The 19,478-nt window shown below is 37.5% G+C and carries 17 protein-coding genes; 9 read left to right on the top strand and 8 right to left on the bottom strand.

The window, feature by feature from the left end:
- Positions 1–57: 57 nt before the first annotated feature.
- The 8 genes from CLU97_RS03015 to CLU97_RS02980 all read right to left on the bottom strand — a co-directional run bounded on the left by CLU97_RS03015 (position 58) and on the right by CLU97_RS02980 (position 7,092).
- Complete coding sequence (locus CLU97_RS03015; protein WP_121486636.1) at positions 58–876, bottom strand: hypothetical protein; 819 nt, start codon at positions 874–876, stop codon at positions 58–60.
- 223 nt (positions 877–1,099) lie between these two features.
- Positions 1,100–2,110, bottom strand: a complete 1,011-nt coding sequence (locus CLU97_RS03010; protein ID WP_121486635.1) for a trypsin-like serine peptidase — start codon at positions 2,108–2,110, stop codon at positions 1,100–1,102.
- Positions 2,111–2,184: 74 nt separating this feature from the next.
- The gene (locus CLU97_RS03005) at positions 2,185–3,030 is read right to left on the bottom strand and encodes a caspase domain-containing protein (protein ID WP_121486634.1); all 846 of its coding nucleotides are present in this window, start codon (positions 3,028–3,030) and stop codon (positions 2,185–2,187) included.
- A gap of 270 nt (positions 3,031–3,300) precedes the next feature.
- Positions 3,301–3,945 carry a response regulator transcription factor gene (locus CLU97_RS03000; protein ID WP_121486633.1) on the bottom strand — a complete coding sequence of 215 codons (645 nt, stop codon included), beginning with the start codon at positions 3,943–3,945 and terminating at the stop codon, positions 3,301–3,303.
- Positions 3,942–4,712: a sensor histidine kinase gene (locus CLU97_RS02995; protein WP_121486632.1), complete on the bottom strand. Its 771-nt coding sequence runs from the start codon at positions 4,710–4,712 to the stop codon at positions 3,942–3,944. The genes CLU97_RS03000 and CLU97_RS02995 overlap by 4 nt, the downstream gene beginning before the upstream one ends.
- A 13-nt stretch (positions 4,713–4,725) precedes the next feature.
- Complete coding sequence (locus tag CLU97_RS23470; protein WP_147436426.1) at positions 4,726–5,046, bottom strand: hypothetical protein; 321 nt, start codon at positions 5,044–5,046, stop codon at positions 4,726–4,728.
- A gap of 337 nt (positions 5,047–5,383) precedes the next feature.
- Positions 5,384–5,938, bottom strand: a complete 555-nt coding sequence (locus tag CLU97_RS02985) for a hypothetical protein (protein WP_121486630.1) — start codon at positions 5,936–5,938, stop codon at positions 5,384–5,386.
- 329 nt (positions 5,939–6,267) lie between these two features.
- Positions 6,268–7,092 carry a universal stress protein gene (locus CLU97_RS02980; RefSeq protein WP_121486629.1) on the bottom strand — a complete coding sequence of 275 codons (825 nt, stop codon included), beginning with the start codon at positions 7,090–7,092 and terminating at the stop codon, positions 6,268–6,270.
- Positions 7,093–7,321: 229 nt separating this feature from the next.
- Between CLU97_RS02980 and CLU97_RS02975 the strand changes: the two genes are divergently transcribed.
- From CLU97_RS02975 to CLU97_RS02935, 9 genes are all read left to right on the top strand, one after another.
- The gene (locus CLU97_RS02975) at positions 7,322–8,440 is read left to right on the top strand and encodes a sensor histidine kinase (RefSeq protein WP_121486628.1); all 1,119 of its coding nucleotides are present in this window, start codon (positions 7,322–7,324) and stop codon (positions 8,438–8,440) included.
- A complete protein-coding gene (locus CLU97_RS02970; RefSeq protein ID WP_121486627.1) occupies positions 8,437–9,201 on the top strand; it encodes a LytR/AlgR family response regulator transcription factor in 765 nt (254 codons plus the stop codon). Before CLU97_RS02975 ends, CLU97_RS02970 begins: the two co-directional genes overlap by 4 nt.
- Before the next feature lie 272 nt (positions 9,202–9,473).
- The gene (locus CLU97_RS02965; protein WP_121486626.1) at positions 9,474–10,595 is read left to right on the top strand and encodes an efflux RND transporter periplasmic adaptor subunit; all 1,122 of its coding nucleotides are present in this window, start codon (positions 9,474–9,476) and stop codon (positions 10,593–10,595) included.
- Positions 10,596–10,624: 29 nt separating this feature from the next.
- The gene (locus tag CLU97_RS02960) at positions 10,625–13,783 is read left to right on the top strand and encodes an efflux RND transporter permease subunit (RefSeq protein WP_121486625.1); all 3,159 of its coding nucleotides are present in this window, start codon (positions 10,625–10,627) and stop codon (positions 13,781–13,783) included.
- Positions 13,770–15,185: an efflux transporter outer membrane subunit gene (locus tag CLU97_RS02955; protein WP_121486624.1), complete on the top strand. Its 1,416-nt coding sequence runs from the start codon at positions 13,770–13,772 to the stop codon at positions 15,183–15,185. Before CLU97_RS02960 ends, CLU97_RS02955 begins: the two co-directional genes overlap by 14 nt.
- Positions 15,186–15,440: 255 nt before the next feature.
- Complete coding sequence (locus tag CLU97_RS02950) at positions 15,441–16,019, top strand: DUF4840 domain-containing protein (protein WP_121486623.1); 579 nt, start codon at positions 15,441–15,443, stop codon at positions 16,017–16,019.
- A 106-nt stretch (positions 16,020–16,125) separates the two neighbouring features.
- The gene (locus CLU97_RS02945; RefSeq protein WP_121486622.1) at positions 16,126–16,692 is read left to right on the top strand and encodes an RNA polymerase sigma factor; all 567 of its coding nucleotides are present in this window, start codon (positions 16,126–16,128) and stop codon (positions 16,690–16,692) included.
- A complete protein-coding gene (locus tag CLU97_RS02940; RefSeq protein WP_121486621.1) occupies positions 16,685–18,082 on the top strand; it encodes a porin family protein in 1,398 nt (465 codons plus the stop codon). Before CLU97_RS02945 ends, CLU97_RS02940 begins: the two co-directional genes overlap by 8 nt.
- Before the next feature lie 40 nt (positions 18,083–18,122).
- Entirely contained in the window at positions 18,123–19,085 is a 963-nt protein-coding gene (locus CLU97_RS02935; protein ID WP_121486620.1) for a T9SS type A sorting domain-containing protein, read from the top strand.
- Positions 19,086–19,478 lie beyond the last annotated feature (393 nt).

The raw sequence follows: 19,478 nt of genomic DNA, 5'->3' as shown, positions 1-19,478 counted from the left end.
ATTATTGCTGTCTAAACATTTGAACAGCCTCTTTATTGTTATTATGATATTTATTCTTTATAAAATGATTATTTTTAATAACTTATTCTTGTAATCAAAAATAAATTTCAGTCTACACAAACTTCTAACAGGTTTATTTTTAATTAAAGCAGGGTGAAATCTTAATCGAAAAAGCATTCTTTTTAGCTCCATTATTGTTTTATAGTCTTTTCCTTTTTCTATATTTAAATCTGTAATCTTACCCATTTTTTCTGCAATAAAAGAGACAATGAAAATGTTATCATTTGGTATATTTTCATCAAGATTTTCAAAATCAAACGAACTGGATAAATTGTTAGTATTAAATTCTATTTTTTTATCAACAATATAATAAACTTTGTTATCCAATGCACTTTCTGTAGGATATTCTGGTAAAGGAGAAGGAATGGTTCCCTTTGTTTCCGGATCATAAAGAGTCGTTTTAAGTGTTTTGTTTTTATAATCAAAAATAAATTTTAATTTATATAAACGTTGTGGACTGATTTTATCTTTGTCAGGATTTGGAAATTTGGCTAAAACAATCTGTCGTTTCAGTTCATTGATCACTTTCTCATTCTTTCCTTTTTCAACCTTAAGGTTAGATATATTTCTGTCTTTTTCGACAATAAAAGAAAAAATAAAAGTATTTTCAACGGGCAAAATATCATTATCAAAAATTGCAAAATTAAAGGATTTAGATAGTTTTTCAATTTTAAAATACACTAAATTATCATCTATATTGTAATTTTCTGGTATTTCTTTGTAATTTTTTGGAGGGGGAGGATTCATAACCTTTTTTTCCTGTCCGAACAATGACAAAAAAGTAAAAATAGAACAAAGTAAAAATAAATTTTTCATATAATAAATTTGTGTTAATTCAAAAGTAATAATTTTTATTCAGAAAAACTTTTCATTTTAGATTTTTAAAATATGCTCAATAGGTCAAAATTAATAAGTCAAGGGGCAAAACCAAGTCCAATGCCGAATTTATAGTGTCTTTGAATAGTTTTAGAAACATTTTAAACTGAAATAAAACGCGCCCGACTTCAAGTCGGGCGCGTTTGTTAAGCTAAAAAATAAATTAAGGATGTTCATTTCTCGCTCTGATGACCAGATTCACTAAATCTGAGCCGCCACTTGCAAAATTATCACTTGGATTATGCGCACTTTGAGTAGCTACAGCATACGGAGAGCCGTCCCAATATCCCCAGAAAGGACCTCCACTTTGTCCGGGCCATATATCTGCTTTATGGCTCATGCTTTCGTTATCATCAGCACTCCAGAAATCACCGTCCAGAGCAATGCCTGTTTGGTAGGTTGGTCTTTGAGTTCCTGTAAGGTCTCCCGGATATCCGGCGTGAGTCCAGTAAGCACCTCCATCCCAGGAATCGGAGTATGATTTTGAGCCTAGCCATCCTGTGCTGTTTCCAATAGGTCTGTCTAAGACAATCACTACATAATCATATTGAATCTCTGTAGAGTCGATGGTAGGGCCTGCTACTTTATACTTGTAATACGTTAATGTACCCCAGGCCGTTCCGTAAGGAGCGCTTCCATTGTAATACATAGGCGTGAACTTCAGCCATCCCGTCGTATTATTAGGCTGCCAGTCTACAATATGAGAGCAGGTAAGAAGATGTCTTGGGCCGATCATTACACCGCTTCCTGAACCTAAAGAACTTTCTACTCTTCCTACACATCTCCATGGATAAGCTGTAGAATTATATACTTTTCTTTGATCTGCTCCAAAAATAGTTCTTGCGTTTTCCGGAGTAAGGAAAGAATCTCTTTCAATGAACTTAGGTTTACGGTCTTTTTTAGGTTCCAACTTTGGATTGTACTCAAAATCAGCATGGGTAGGATAGAAATGATCAGTTTCCAAAGCTCTGTTTTCTGCTGTTTTTTCATCCATAGGCATTCCTATTGTTTTCATTCCTTTAGGAAAAGTTCTTCCGTTAATGGTTTCCATAGCTGGGCGCTGGCTGAATAATTTTTCAATTACAGATGGTTTTTCAGTTGATTTTGCTTTAACGGTTCTAAGTCTTAAAACCTCTTCAGCGGTCATTGGGTTGTTGTTTTCAATTTTTGACATGATTATTATTTTTAATCTAGTGTGTTCCTACTCTTTTTATGGCTTTTCGGATTCCGCCAGTAATGGTTTTATGATTAAGTAAATATTTTTTGTGACAACTCTGCACTAATGCTTTCCGTTTGGTTAATCTGGGCGGCTCCCATAGCTGCTAATGCAATAGCAACCTGTTTATCAAGCGTTTTTCGGACGATATTACCATTGGTAGCACGTAAAATTTTACAGAAATGATAAGTAAAATACCCTCGTATTTGTCCACTCATATTGCCTTCCATAGACACCTGATTGTCCTTTGCTGCTGCCCATAACGTATGATTCATTCCGACAACAGGTACTAATGCTTTAGTCAATACAGTTGATTTTTTTGAACTTTTAGAAGCCTCCATTTCACTGGCATACGTCAGATAAAATTCATCTTCCAGCATTGGCGGAATATAACGGGCAGTTTCGTTAAGGAAGTCTGATTCCAGTCCCAGATCCATTTTTCGGGTTCCTGTTCCGGAATAACAGCAGTCAAAAATAACTTCCATGTTTACTCCGGCTTTCAGCTTGCTGAGAACAGTTTTAAAATCATCATCACGGATGACTCCGGCATTGGCATAATCGTGAGGGCAAATCGCTTCGTCTAAGCCATCCAGTTCCAGATCTGTTCCGATATTGGCTACTCTGGTTCCGTGTCCGGAATAATAGAAAACAAGAGAATCTCCTTTTACACTGGTGCTGATCATGGATTTCAGATAGTTTAATATATTCGCTCTTGTTGCATTTTGATTGGTAAGGATTTTAATCTTTGCAGGACTAAAACCACAGATTACCAATGTGTTTGCCATATCTCTCGCATCGTTTATACAGCCGTTAAGATCCGGACCTCCGTATCCGATGGGTGCATAATCATTAATACCTACGATAAGTGCTTTTTTCATTGTATTAGTTTTAAAAATAATCCCTACTCTGTTTCGGCTTTTCGGGTTCTGCCTTTTGGTGTTTTTTTCTATGACAAAATTCCATCATTCTGAAGGATGAAAACAGAGGAGAAAACCGTATTTTGAAAAAGGGAAAACCCCTTTTGTATTGTATATTAATAGGTTACAAAATAAAAATCCGGCAGCTTGAAAAGCTGCCGGATGCATAAAAAGAATATAAAGATGTTTTTTATAGAAGAATAAATGTATTTAAAAAGGTGGAATATTCAATCAGCACAGATCATGTTTCAAAGCAAAAAGCACCAGTCCGGCTCTGTTTTTTATATCCAGTTTTACAAAAACCGAATCTCTGTAGCCGTCAATAGTTTTAGGGCTGAGGCACATCTTGTCAGCAATTTCCTTGTAGGTAAGCTCACTGCATGCCCATTTTATAAACTCTTTCTCTCTGTCTTTAAGCTCAGAAAGGAGAGACGCATTTTTCATTTCCTCGGTTTTTACTTTCAATAATTTTTGGGCCACAAAATCTGTATAAAAGCTCCCTTTTTCAAACACGGTATCTATTGCCTGAAAGAGAATGGAAGGCTGCATATCTTTCAGCAGATATCCTTTAGCACCTGCTTTCAGCATTCTGATAAGAACTTTTTCATCATCATCCATGGTCAGAGCAATCACTTTGATGTCGGGATAATGTTCGGTAAGCCATTCTGTAGTTTCTATACCGTTTTTATAAGGCATATTAACATCCATCAGCACTACAGCGGGTAATTCGGAAGCATTTTCTATACCTGCAATAAAATCCTCTCCATTAGGATGATTCATAATGACCCGATATTGAGTGTTTTCTGTGATCATATTCTCCAGCGCTTTGGAGATTAAAGTATGATCATCAACGATCGCTATGGGAATAGTTTTCATAATAAATTTTTGTGATAGGTTATCAAAGTTTGTGTTCCTTTATTCAGTTCTGAGCGTATAGACAGTTCAGCATGAATCAGTTTGGCTCTCAGTTCCATATTTTTCAGTCCCGAGCCGTCCTGAATACTGCTGGTATCAAAGCCTTTTCCGTTGTCAGAGATACTGATGTGTAGTTTTTCACAGTCATCATCCATTTGTATGGAAACGTTTTTGGCTTTGGAATGTTTCAGAATATTATTGATGCTTTCCTGAACAATTCTGAAAAGGATCAGACCATGTTTAGGAGTAATATCAATATCCTGTTTTTGAGTGACAAACTCTATTTTTAATAATTTCAGTTTTTGTATCCTTTGAACTTCTCTTTCTATGGATTCTGCCAGCCCGAAATGAATAATCTGTTCTGTAATGAGTGTTTTAGACAGGTTTCTGATGTCCTGTATGCATTCTCCCAACAATTCATTCAGTTCGATGAGGTCTTCTTTTTCTGAGCTTTTTAATTTGGTAATCAGTTGGTTCTGACGAAGGCGGACCACAGAAAGTTTTTGTCCCAGATCATCATGCAGTTCCTGCCCGATATAATTCAGCGTTTGCTCTTTCATCTCTACCTGTGAAGTCGCCAGTTCCTTTTCGAACCTGAGATCTTTTTCCTTCTGTGCTATCAGCAGTGTTGTTTTTTTCTTGATAAAGACCGCATAGATGAAGATCATTGTCAAAACAACGATGAATAATGTAATGGTAAAGATGATGACTAAATTATTCTCTTCCATATCTAAGAAGCATTTATCGGGTTCTTTCCTGTTTGTTTCCTAATAAGCCGAATATCAGGATACTATTGCTGATCAGGTTCAGCATAAATAAAATGAAGAAATAAATACTTTCTGAAACCGTAGTTCTGAAAAACAGAATCGGAATACTTCCGATAAAAAAGATCAACAAAGCCACTGATATCCAGAAGGGCAGGTAATTAGTAATTCCTAATATCTTATCCGAATTAAAAGTCTGATAAAGAAACAGGATAATAGAAAATAGCAACAGCAGAATGTCTACATACAGCATGTTAAAAGAAAAATGATGAAGCAGATCATCCTCTGTGCAAAACATGAAAGCAATGTTGAGGACAAAAAGAATCAGAATGATGATCTGTATCTTTTTGAGCAGCGGAACATACAATAATTGGTAATAATACAATAAATACAGAAAAAAGACAATTATTAAAAACCCAATTACATAAAAGATGTCCGTAGGCATACTTGTAAACCGAAAGTAGAAATAACAGAAAATATCGATCAGGGAAAACAACAGATATCCAATGATAAAAAACAAATTTTCCTTTCCGGTTTTTCTATATTTTATGATCATTAAACCCATTACTATTATGGAGATAATCATCGATATCTGTTTCCCTGTTTCAATATTCCAGTTCATAATTTTGTGTTTTTTAAGGCATTGTTCCTGACAGCGTTTTTGGTGGTGGTGCCAGATTGGTCATATTCATAGATTCTATAGAAGGTACATCTGTGTTTTCTTCGGTGGAGGCAGACCTAGACTTGGCATTGGTTCTTTCCCGTTTTTCAGCAGTAGGAACTAAAAATATAGTCTGATAGCCTGCATATTCCGGTTTTGCCATTCTGTTTTTAGGATGATTCATAGGGTATTTTCCCATGTAAATCCTGATTCCCGGATTTTTTAATTTTTGTTTCCTGGCATTTTCTTTTACATACTTTATATAACCTTCCATATCTTCCAGCGAGAACCAGTACCATCGGGAGTCGGGTTCACCATTTCTGGACTTCATGAGCACTTCATGGTTGGTTCTGGTGTATTCATCAAAAAGAACCTTGCCTTCACGATAGCTGATCAGTTTCTTTTTATAACTGTTACTAACGGGTTCTTTAGGTGGTTCGGAGCAACGGGTGCAGCTAAGCAGACAAAAAGCCAGAATAAATGCGGCACACAAGGGACTTAAAATCTTAGTAAAAAAGTAAGTTTTCATTTTTATGGTGTTTAATTTTATTGAACAAAATTAGCTAACGAGACAACTATAAAAAAGAGGGAAAACACTGTTTTTATCCTTTAATAAATTTACGACTTTTTGATATTCGGTGGAATGTGATGATTGTATTTGTTTTTCTTTTTGATAAAATATTCCAATGATGCTGATTAAAATAGGAAAATTTATTTCCTTGTCAATCTTCCGAAATCCGGATTAAAAAAACAGAACCGGAAAACTGATTTCCGGTCCTGTCAAACAAGATTAAGTGTAAAATTTAGCCTTTAAAGGCAAAAAAGGATAATTTAAAGTGAACAGATTTTTATTGATTCTTAATCTATGTTTAAGGGAATTGACAGTAATGGTATTTTATTCTTATAAGCCATGATGGCTGTTTTGCTGCGATGGAAAAGAGATTCCACAAGGTTATATTTGTACGGAACCATGGTCAGAAGGTCAGGATTGGTAAGCCTTATTTCCTCTTCAATGGCTTTAATAACTTCGATGGATTGAATCATTTTAAAGCTGTATTTAATATCATCCAGATCATATCCGGAGTTTAGGTCAATATCATGAATCACTTGTGCAAAATCCTCAAGGCTTTCACTTACGTTGAATACCTCAACCTCAGCATTGAATTCATTAATAAAGTAATAAATATCGTTCATGGCAGACCAGGTCATGCTTTTGTGAGTATCATAAGCAAAAAGAATCTTCCCGATCCCGGTATATTCTATATGAGCAGGAACAATTAATATGGGTTTCTTTATTTTATGAATAGCCCTTGTAACACTGTTGCCTAATAACTTTTGTTCGAGAGTTTTTTCTGCCATTCCCATCACCAAAAAATCACATTCATGAAGCTGCATACAGTTTTCAAGCTCTTCAATGAAATTGCCGGAAGCCAGATGATGTGCGGTTTCTATAGCATAAAGAGCCTTTAGTTCAGTCGCTTTATCCTCCATTTTTTTTTGATTTTTAAGCGTTTGATTGTAGAAAAATTCAGCTGAAACCTGTGCATTCAAAGCATGAATAGAAACGGTTTGCAGATTAAAAAGTATCATCCTGTAATTATTCTCTTTAGCCATAGAAGCAGCATAATGAGTCGCATTTTCGGCTTCGTGGGAAAAATCTGTGCAGACAATTATTGTTTTCATTGTACCGGATTTAATACTGCAAAATTATGGTACCCAGTAGTTCGCAGATCATAAAAATAGGGTGACATTGCATAAAATGATGATGAAATGTCTTTTTCAGGTGATGAACCGTCACCTCCATTTGAACACTGCTATTTTACGTTTCAGGTCCCGTTTTGGTGGTCTCGCCTAAAATAGAGAATATGCATATAAAATCTATTTCTATATTTACATTCATAAAGTCTCGGATATGAATAGGGTTTCTACCATCAGGAAAAATATAGTACGAAATAAGAAGATTCTTTCCACCATGAAAAGAAGGCTTGTAATCTGGGCTTTAGCAGTAGTCACTTTCTGTGTTTTTTCCTATCTTATTGATCCCTTTGATCCCGTTTGGAAAGGATACTTGGATGCTCCATTGAAGATGATTCTGGAAGATGCTACATGGATTATCTTTTTTTCAATCATTATTTCGGAGGTCAGTATATTTATAGACAGAACACTCAATAAGTGGCTTCCCTGGAGAAACAGAACCGTAAAACGACTGTTTATTCAGTGTTTGCTCCAAATTGTGGGAAGTGTCATGATTGTAATTATTATTAATTCTATCATAGACTGTACCTCAGTCACATTACCTGAAATGGATTCCCGCAAAGAATATACGCTCCTGGGACAATGGATCGCAACCAATATTGTAATATCATTGATTATCAGTGCTTTTAATACCGTAGATTATTTATTGGAAAACTGGAAAAAAACAGCAGTAGAAGCCGCCCAGCATAAACTGAGAGCTTCTAAACATAAACAGGCTGCGATGGCTGCAGAACTTCAAGCACTTAAGCTTCAGATAGATCCTCATTTTATTTTCAATAACTTAAGTGTACTGTCAGAGCTTATCCTGGAAGACCAGCAGCTAGGCTACGATTATTCTGAGAAGTTTGCGAGAGTATACAGATACCTGCTGGTCAATTCTAAAAAGGATATCATCGCAGTAGAAGAAGAACTGAAATTTTTAGAGTCCTACATCTTTCTGATTGAAAAAAGAATTGGCGAAGGAGTGGTATTCAAAATAGATATTCAGGAAGAATACAGATCCAGATTTACCCTTCCATTGTCTTTACAATTACTGGTTGAAAATGCCATTAAGCACAACCAAACCTCTAAAGTAAATCCTCTGGAGATTCACGTTTATACAAGCCCTGAAGGAGAATTGGTAGTTTCTAATACCTTTCTGCCTTTGATCAATAAGCCGGATTCCTCAGGAGTAGGACTTACCAATATTGTTGCACGATACGAAATCTTAGGATATCCTAAACCTGTAATCGAAAAAACAGAAGATAAATTTATTGTAAAACTCCCATTGATATGAAGATTAATAAAGTTTTAATCGTTGAAGACGAAAGACCCAATGCTGACAGGTTAAAAAGACTGCTGTTGAAGTTAAGACCCCATATCGAAATCCTGTCCGTAGAAGACTCAATCACCTCCACAGTACACTGGCTTGAAAATAATGTCGTTCCGGATGTTATCATGATGGATGTACGCCTTGCAGATGGGCTGAGCTTTGAAATATTTAACAAACATGAAGTTAAAAGTGCGGTGATATTTACCACAGCTTATGACGAATATGCAGTACAGGCATTCAAATACAACAGCGTAGATTACCTTTTGAAACCTATTGAGGAAGAAGAACTGGATGCTGCTTTAAAACGCTACGAAACCTTTATGGAATCTGTTCCGGTAGTAGGAACGGCCATAGAAGGACTCTTAAATTATATCCAGCCGAAAGATTACAGAAAACGTTTTCTGATCGCCCACAGAGATGGATACAAAACTGTTCTCGCAGAAGATATCCTATACTTTTATACCGAATTGGGAATCAGTAAAGCCATGCTGAATACCGGAGTGGTAGAAAATGTGCCTCAAACTTTGGAAGAGCTTGAAAAACAGTTAGATCCCAAATTCTTTTTCCGTGCCAACAGACAGTTTATCATTCACATCAATTCTGTAAAGCAGATTTTTAATCATTTTAATGGAAAACTAAAGCTGGAGCTTAGAAAACATCCTGATATGGAAGTCATTGTAAGCCGGGAAAAAGCTTCCATTTTCAAGTCCTGGATGGATTATTAATTCTTTAAAAATATAAACGAGATTGCTTTTACCCAAGGCAATCTTTTTTTCGTTTTACTTGTGAAATACATTAATTTCTCCTGAATGATTTCACTCTTATTTTCACCCGAAAATCTCTTTTTTATCACAATTATAAAGGAAAATAGCTGTTTTCCTTTCATTTTTGCTATCATACGTTTCACCTGCAATTAATGACACTTCACCCAACTTCTGAATGAATATCACTATAAGATGAAGTTATTTTGCTCCTGTAAAATTTAAAAACTCATGTTATGAATTACAGAAAAGGATATCTGGTACTTTCACTTACGGCTGCCGCCATATTGTACTCATGCGGTTCCGGGAGCGGCCAGGAAAATGCTCAGCAGCTGCAGCAGGCATTGCCCACAGATTTTATCCAGGTGAAGTCCGGAGATGCAGACGTGTCTACAGGATATCCGGGAAGCATAGAAGGGCAGGATAATGTAGATATTAAAGCGCAGGTGACAGGTTATCTGGAAGCAGTATATATCAAAGAAGGACAGTATGTGAGCAAAGGACAGACCCTTTTCAGAATAAACCCATCCGTATACAATGAGCAGGTAAATACCAACGCAGCCGCTTTGAAATCAGCTATTGCAGCACAGGAAACAGCAAGACTTGAAGTGGAAAAGCTGAAACCGCTTGTAGAAGGTAAAGTAGTTTCCGATATGCAGTTGAAGACAGCACAGGCAAGTTATAAAGCAGCATCAGCACAGGTGGCACAGGCACAGTCTTCATTAGGGTCATCAAAGATCAATGCTAATTTTACCTATATCAAAGCACCGGTGAGCGGATATATCGGAAGAATTCCGAATAGAGTAGGAAACCTTATCAGTCCTTCAGATGCCGCTCCGTTGACAACACTTTCAAGCATAAACAGTGTGAATGTTTACTTTTCAATGAATGAAGCAGATTTTATTACACACAGCAAAAATGCTGCATCAGGAAATACCGCAGAAAATGTAGAGCTTATCCTTGCAGACGGGTCCACTTATTCTCTTAAAGGAAAACTGGAAAACGCTAGTGGAAACTTCGACAGAAATACCGGAAGTATTCAGATGAAGGCTGTTTTTCAAAATCCGGATAAACTATTAAGAGCGGGAGGAACAGCTAGGGTAATGATTCACAATGCGTTGAATGGGGTAGTCAAGCTTCCGAAAACATCGGTGAAAGATATTCAGGACAGATTCTTTGTCTATAAACTGAATGGTAAAGATAAAGTGAAGATGACACAGATTACCGTTTCAGGAAGTACCTCTCAGGATTACTTCATCAAAGAAGGCGTGAATGCAGGAGATAAAATTGCTATCAACAGAATTGATGCGCTTACAGACGGAGCACAGGTTGTTGCGACAACAGTTCCTTTGAAATAGTTGTATAACCATTCTTAGAAAATTCAAAAATGTTAAAAAAGATAATAGACCGTCCGGTACTGGCAACAGTAATATCCCTTATCATTGTGATTTTAGGGATCATCGGATTAAACCAACTGGCAGTGACCAGGTTCCCGGACATTTCTCCACCAACGATCACCGTTTCAGGTTCTTATCCGGGAGGAAATAGTGAAACCGTGATCCGTTCTGTGGTAACTCCGCTGGAAGAGCAAATCAATGGAGTGGAAGACATGGAATACATGAAATCCACAGCGAGTAATGATGGTACATTTTCCATCTCCATTATTTTCAAACAGGGGGTAAATGCCGATCAGGCTGCGGTAAATGTACAAAACAGAGTACAGCAGGCCACTCCGATCCTTCCGCAGGAGGTAGTGAGAATGGGACTGACCACCTCCAAGCAGCAGAACAGTATGGTGCTGATTTTCAATATTTATACTGAGGATAATAAGCAGTATGATGAAACCTTCCTTCAGAACTACGCGAATATCAACCTTATTCCACAGGTCAAAAGGGTAAAAGGAGTAGGACAGGCCATGGTTTTCGGATTGAAGGATTATTCCATGAGAATATGGCTTAACCCTCAGAAAATGTCATCCTACGGACTTGAACCGGCAGATGTTTCCAGAGCCATTGCAGACCACAGTTTGGAGTCTGCTCCTGGTAAATTGGGAGAAGAATCTGATGCCGCTTTGGAGTATGTAATAAGATATAAAGGAAAAAAGAACAAACCGGAACAATATGAAAGTATTATTGTTAAAAATACCGGAAGCCAGGTTATCAGGCTAAAAGATGTTGCCCGTGTAGAATTCGGAGCCATTTCCAATACAGGAGACAACCTTTCCAATGGAAAAAATGCAGTTACTGTAGCCATCATGCAGACTACAGGATCTAATGCCAATCAGATTGAAATAGGAGTGAATAAAGCCCTTGACCAATTATCAAAATCATTCCCTCCGGGTATTAAATATACAAAGGTAATGAGTACCAAAGAAAGATTGGACGAGGCTACAGGACAGGTAAAATCTACATTGATAGAAGCTTTTATCCTTGTATTTATCGTGGTATTTATCTTTTTACAGGATTTCAGATCTACGATTATTCCTGCAGTAGCGGTTCCGGTAGCCATTATCGGTACATTCTTCTTCCTTCTGGTTTTAGGATTTACGATTAATGTACTGACGCTCTTTGCCCTTGTACTGGCCATCGGGATTGTAGTGGATGACGCCATTGTAGTAGTGGAAGCTGTTCACAGTAATATGGAAGGAACAGACCTTTCAGGAAGAGAAGCTACTCACAAGGCGATGAGTGAGATTACAGGAGCGGTTATTTCTATCACATTGGTGATGTCAGCCGTATTTATCCCAATCGGATTTATGTCCGGTTCAGCAGGGTTATTCTATAAGCAGTTTGCGTATACATTGGCCATTGCCATTATTATTTCGGCGGTCAATGCATTGACTTTAACACCTGCTTTATGTGCCGTATTTTTGAAAAATAATCATGCAGGAGAAGGAGAAAAGCCAAAAGGATTCGGGCAAAGATTTGCGGTGGCATTCAATGCCGGATTTAATAATATGACCAACCGTTACGCAAAAGGAGTACGCTTTTTAATAGGAAGAAAATGGATCGCAGGAGGATTAATAGTAGCCGTTATTGGTGTTGCAGGATGGCTGATGTCAAGCACGCCTAAAAGTTTTGTGCCAATGGAAGATGACGGATTCTTTATGTATACCTTAAGTATGCCTCCGGGAACAGCATTGACCAAAACCACAGAAGTTTCCAACAAAATTAATGAAATATTAAAAGGAGTAGATGCAGTGCAGGAAAATACTTCCATTACAGGATATAACCTTCTTAGTAACAGTGCAGGACCTGCTTATGCGATGGGATTTGTAAAGCTGAAGCCTAAAAAAGAAAGAGGCGAAGTTCAGGATATCCAGGAAGTGGTAGATATGGCAAATACAAAATTGGGAGTGATCAAAGAAGGGAGCGTAATGACCTTCAGAATGCCTCCGGTAGAAGGATACGGAATGACAAATGACGCTGAAATTGTCCTTCAGGATCGTATGGGAAGGGATCCTCAGATTCTTAAAGCCAAAGCAGATGAACTGATCAGTCAACTGATGAAGGTTCCGGAAGTGGCATTTGCCTACACCATGTTCAGGGCAGATTATCCTCAAATGGAGCTTGAAGTGAATGAAGATAAAGCAAAACAGCTGGGAGTAAGCATTTCAAACCTGTTGGGAACAGTTCAGACCTATTTCTCAGGGGATCAGTCTCAGAATTTCTCGAGATTCGGGAAGTTCTACAGAGTCAATATTAAAGCGGATGGCGTTTTCAGAATGGATGAGCAGGCATTCAATGATATTTTTGTAAAGAATGAAAAAGGAGATATGGTTCCGGTAAATACACTAATTACGTTGAAAAAAGTTTACGGCCCGGAATCTGTTCAGCGATACAACCTTTATAATTCATTAAATATCAACGTATCTCCAAAACCTGGAGTAAGTAACGGGGAGTTAATGGACAAGCTGGAGCAGACTTTAAGCAAACTACCCTCTGATTACAGCTACGAATGGACAGGACTAAGTTTAGAAGAGAAATCAGCAGGAAATCAGACAATTGCCATCTTCGGACTGTGTTTACTTTTTGTATACCTCTTGTTAGCTGCTCAATATGAAAGCTATATTCTTCCTTTAGCAGTAATGCTTTCCATCCCGACGGGAATTGTAGGAGCATTCTTAGGAATAAAAGCCATCGGATTGGATAATAATATCTATGTACAGGTAGGATTAATCATGCTTATCGGGCTTCTTGCCAAAAACGCGATCCTTATTGTAGAATTTGCCATACAAAGGCGAAAAGCAGGTCTTTCCATTCTGGATTCTGCACTGGAAGGTGCAAAGGCGAGATTACGTCCGATTATTATGACTTCATTAGCTTTTATTGTGGGAATGATTCCGCTAATGATTTCTACAGGAGGAATGGCTTCAGGAAACAAGTCAATCAGTACAAGTGCAGCAATGGGAATGCTGAGCGGAGTGATTTTAGGAGTTTTTGTAATACCTGTACTCTACATGTTCTTTCAGTATCTGGATGAGAAATTCTCTACCAAAAAGAAGTATCATACAATAGAAAATCAATTGACAAATGAGCATATTTAATATAAAGAATTTCCTTATTTCAGGCGCAATGGCATCACTACTGATGTCCTGTGCCGTAGGGAAAAAATATACCAGAACAGATCTTCAGATTCCCGAAAACTATAAAGAATCTGTACAGGTAACAGGAGATACTGTAGTCCTCCCGTGGAAAACATTCTTCAAAGATCCTAAATTGATTGGCTTAATAGATAAAGCCCTTTCAAGAAACAACGAAGTAAATGTAGCTCTGAAAAACATAGAACAGCTGGATCTGATCTATAAACAAGCTAAACTGGGTCTGATGCCAACATTGGATCTTGCTGCCGGAGCAAACAGAAGCTGGGCATCTACCAATACGCTTAACGGATCTCTGAACGAACAGTTTGTAGGAACAAAATACATGGATGATTTCAGTGCGGCACTGAGACTTTCATGGGAAGTAGACATCTGGGGAAAAGCAAAAATGCAGAAAGAATCCGCGGCGGCAGAGTATTTTGGACAGAAAGAAAACTTAAATGCGATCAAAAGCAGAATCGTAGTTCAGGTAGCTCAGGCATATTATAACCTGATCAGTCTGGATGAACAGTTGAAGATAGCCGAACAAAACATTGAGCTCAGTGACAATACGCTCAAAATGATGAACCTTCAGTTTACAGCAGGGCAGATTAATTCATTGGCCGTTCAGCAATCCGAAGCGCAGAAGAAAACAGCCGAACTGCTGATCCCTTTGGCAAAACAGAATATTTCTGTTCAGGAGAATGCATTGAGTATTCTTTGCGGAGAATATCCAACTAAAATTGAAAGAGAAGGAAATCTGAAAACAATGATTCCCGAAAACAAACTGTCGGAAGGATTACCTGCACAACTGCTAAGCCGAAGACCGGATCTGAAAATGGCAGAGTTTAACGTAATCAGTTTAAATTCCAAAACCGGATTGGCAAAAGCAGCCATGTATCCAAGTATCAGCCTGAGTCCGCAGATTGGAGTGAATTCCAATAAATTCAATTCATGGTTTGATATTCCGGGGTCTATTACCAAAGCCATTGCCGCAAATCTGGCCGCCCCGATTTTTCAGAAAAAACAACTGAAAACTGCCTACGATACTGCTTTGATTGAACAGGAAAAAGCAGCCATTAATTTTAAACAATCCGCAATGACTGCCGTGGGAGAAGTTTCCGATGCTATGGCTAGGTCTAAAGGTTCTTCAGAAAGGCTTCAGCTTTTAGATCAAAGAACAGCCATTCTGGATAAAGGAATCAATGATGCATTGAAACTGTATAAAAGCGGTATGGCAACCTATCTGGAAGTGATTACAGCACAGAATAATAAACTACAGAATGATCTGGAAGCCATCAACGTTACCCTTGAAAAATTAAATGCTGAGGTAGATCTTTACAGAGCACTTGGTGGAGGAGTACAGTAAAATATGACAGATAAATAACGAAAAGGAAGCTATGTGATGTAGTTTCCTTTTTGCTGTTGATGAAAGAAAGATACAGGTTCATTTTTATAACAGGTATGGAATTTGCAGTGGGATGATGAAATTTTACATGCATAAAATCAGTTGGTTATGAAATTTTTATTCTTTTTTTAGAAAAAGCGTGCAAGATTTTCAAGAAACAGGATTTATATAGATGAGTACTCGAAAATAAATAATGTTTAACGAAAATGTAATGCAATGAAAAAATTGACAGTACCCCGATTTTTTATAACAGTTTTAATGGTTTTGATAGGATTTACCCTATCCTCATGCAATGACAATGAAGGTCCGGATATTCCGCCTGTAAAAATGGAAAATTTACCTGGAAATTATAAGGGTAAGCTCATTATAGTACAGGGTAATGGAAAAAGAGAAGGTGTAAAAGATTTTAAAGTAAAAAAAGATACCATTTCATTTGCCGAATTTCCTATTGAAGAAATTGTAAAAACTGTAGTAAAAAACCCTGTAAAAGCGGAACAGGCATTGAAATCAATGGCAAAAGTGAAGTATGATCTTAAATATGCAGCAGTGATCAATCCGGCAAATAACGTAATAGAACTTACTTTAACCCCGAAAACAATGGAACTTCAGATTCCGGTAGATGGAGTGAATAAAAAGACAGTTGTAGAATTTGTCTCTAAGCAAAAAGGCTATTATGTAGGGTTGGATCAGTCACTGAGGTATGCGCTTACAGCAGAAAAAATTACAGTAGATGGTACATTGGTTGCGCCTTATGAGGTGATTGATTATAATTTCCCATTCTGTATTAAAAATTAATTAATAGATATAATCATCAATGGATTGCGCTCTGTCAATAAGAGGCAATCTGTTTTTGCTTGACAGTTTTACAGCATCCCACAGGATACGGAGGCAGAAGCATTATATGGAAGAAAGTAAAGAACAGATTTTGGTAAAGCACCTTCTGAAAAAGGAGGAAGCTGCCTGGAAAGAGCTTTTCGGAGCTTATTCCAGAAATCTGTCCTATGTGTGCTCCCGTTATGTGGCAGAAAAAGAAGATGTGCATGATGTGCTTCAAAATAGTTTTATCAAAATGTTCCGTTCCATAAAATCTTTTGAATACAGAGGAAACGGCTCTTTGAAAGCATGGATGACACGCATCACCGTAAATGAAGCTTTGAAGCATATAAAACAGAAAGGAGATTTTAAAGCTGCTGTAGAAGTAGATGATCTTCCGGATATTCCTAATGAAGAAGAACCTGATTTTGAAGAAATTCCGCGGGATGATATTATGATGATGATAAGAGCTCTTCCGGATGGGTACAGAACGGTTTTTAACCTGTATGTATTCGAGGAAAAAAGTCATAAAGAAATTGCCGTGCTGCTGGGAATAGCAGAAAATTCTTCTGCATCCCAGTTTCACCGGGCAAAAGGACTGCTTGCTCAGAAAATAAAAGAATTTAAAATGTCAAAAAAAGCACAATATGAATAACGAATGGCTAAATAACCTGCGAAGCAGAATGGATGACCATGAAGAGGACGTTCCGGAAGTATTGTGGGAAGACATTAAAGATGAATTATTTTCCAGGGAAGAGAATACTGTGATTCCGGGTTTAATTCCTGAAATTCAGGAAGATGTAAAGGAGGAAGAGAAGGGAGCAGACACAGGAAGAAAATCTTTGTGGTATCAGATTGGAGGAATTGCTGCAGCCATTGCACTGATATTTTTGCTTATAAAAATACTGCCACAGAATGATATAGAAAAAAGAATGTCTCAGAAACCGGCAGGTGTGAAAAATGAAGAGGAAAAAAATACTTTAAAACCTATAAAAACAGAAGATTATTCAAGCGGAGAAACGAAATCAGGAACAGAGGCTTTCTTAGCGGATAATATATTAAATACAGGATCTACTGAGAAAATTGCAGCACAAAGATATGCCGAAAGTAGAACGGAAAACCAAATGGGAAATAATTCGAAAATTCAGGATATTTTCAAACTTCCTACAGCACCGGAGTCTTTTCAGCAGGAAAGCAGGATTGCTCAGAAAATACCTTCTGTTGATGATACCATAAAAGAAACGATAAAAGAACAAGCTTCTGATGAGGTTCTTTTCAAGGAAGAGAAAATAAAGGAAATCTATGCTGACAACACAAAACGAAGCACATCAAAATCCCGGGATAAAAAATCTTGGATGCTGAGCATGCTGACAGGAAATATGGCCTCCAATTCCGCAGAACAGCAGTTTCCAGGCTATGCCTCTATTACAGGAAAAGCCATGAGTGTAGAGCAGGTATTTACCACTTCCGAATACCATGATGATCCCCTGACGGACATATTATTAGCCAATCAGAGCCAGCCGGTAGAAGCGAGAATCAGGCATAAAGTACCGCTTACATTCGGGTTGTCATTGTACTATAATTTAGGAAAAAGATGGGGAATAGGAACAGGACTGAATTATACCAAACTGGCCTCCGAACTACATTCAGGAAGTGATAACAACTATATAAAAGGAGATCAGACCATTCATTATATAGGACTTCCGGTTCAGGTGAACTACAATGTTATTCAGAAAGGAAGGTTTACAGGATATATTACGGGAGGAGCACTTGTTGAGAAGCCCATATCAGGAAGTGTTACAACAAGTTATATTGTTAATGACGAAGTAAAAGAGAGCTCCAAAGAGCGTCTTGATCATAAGCCCTTTCAGTTTTCTGTCAATACTGCGGTAGGGCTTCAGCTGAAGATTGTTGATAAAATAGGTGTATATGCAGAACCGGGAATAGGCTATCACTTTAAGGAAGAAAACGCACCAAATACTATTTATAAAGAGAAACCGCTTCATTTTAATATGAAATTCGGGATCAGATTATTGTTGGATTGATGTAGAAGATTTTTAAAGCACCAAACTTAATAATCTATATATGAAAACAAAACTAATTTTTTTAGTGTTTTTATTATTCACCATTTTGAATATAAAAGCACAGTGTACCCCTACCATTACCAGTGCAAGACTTGGGCAGAAATATCCCGGGACGGTCTTATTCTGTGATACGGAAGATGAGGTTCTTTCTACAGTACAGTCCTACGGAAGCTATCAATGGTATAAACAGGAGTGGACCTGGCAGACCCCCAATAATAATCCCTGGGTTGTCATTCCGGGGGCTACATCACAACAGCTGACCATTAATGGAAATGACCAGCTGAATTATTTTAAAGTGATCGTTATGGACGGCGATTGTACCGCAGAAAGTCCTGCAGTATTTGCAGACGGTTTTGTATACGGACTTCCGGCGATGATGACCACTTATACTCCGGGAACTTATCAGGAAAACGGAGGAACAGTGAATGTTTGCAATGGAGCATCTGTGCAGTTTGATAATATATTTCCTGTTGTATACGGAAAACACACCTGGTTCAGATGTGTACCGGCCAGTAATCCACCTTTACCGGGAGATCCATGCATTATCCCTGGTGTAGTAGGAGATACTTATGTGGCAACCAGTTCAGGAAGCTATGGGTTTTATGCCTGTACAGAATATTGTCCGGATCAGTGTCAGATGTTAGACCCTTTTGCATTCGTAGAGCTGAATTTCGGAGACTGGGAATTCTGTAGCAATTTGGGAACAGGAGAAGTAAAAAGTGAGGATAACAGCCTGAAAATTTACCCTAATCCTACGGCTCAGCATCTTTACATCGGGAAAGAGACCGATAAAGTGTATAAAGAAGTAATCATTATAGATATGTCCGGAAAACTTGTTCTGAAGAAAAACGATCACAGATATAATCAGGCGATTGATGTAAGCGGACTTGTGCCGGGGAACTATATTATTGTTTCTAAAAGCACAGATGGAACAGAATACAAAAATAGATTTATAAAGAAATAATAGGATTAGAAAATCTGAAGATGTTTAAAGATTGATTGTGGGAAGGAAGAATGGGTGCCGGAAGAGGGACGTTCCTTGTATTGAAGAAGAACTAAAGTATTTTTTACTTTACGCTCAATAGATACATTCATCCTTGTTAATCTAATGACGGTCATAATTACCCCCCCAAAAAAGGAATTTCCTCTTTTTGGCATCCGGCTTCCGACTCATCATTACATCTTTATTCAGTATTCAGATGATTAATCTTTTTCGTTAGTTTTTAATAATGGTTGGGTCGGTACAAATCTCTTTGTACCGATTTTTGTTTTTGTAATCATGGTCGGGAATTCTTTGGGAAACTTAATAGTTATTTTCTTAAAATCTTTTCTAATATTTACATTCAATCAAAAAAAT

This window comes from Chryseobacterium sp. 7 (genome assembly GCF_003663845.1).
In the GTDB taxonomy this organism is placed as follows: domain Bacteria; phylum Bacteroidota; class Bacteroidia; order Flavobacteriales; family Weeksellaceae; genus Chryseobacterium.
Note: the sequence above shows the minus strand (reverse complement) of the source record. Positions and strands in the feature narration are given on the sequence as shown.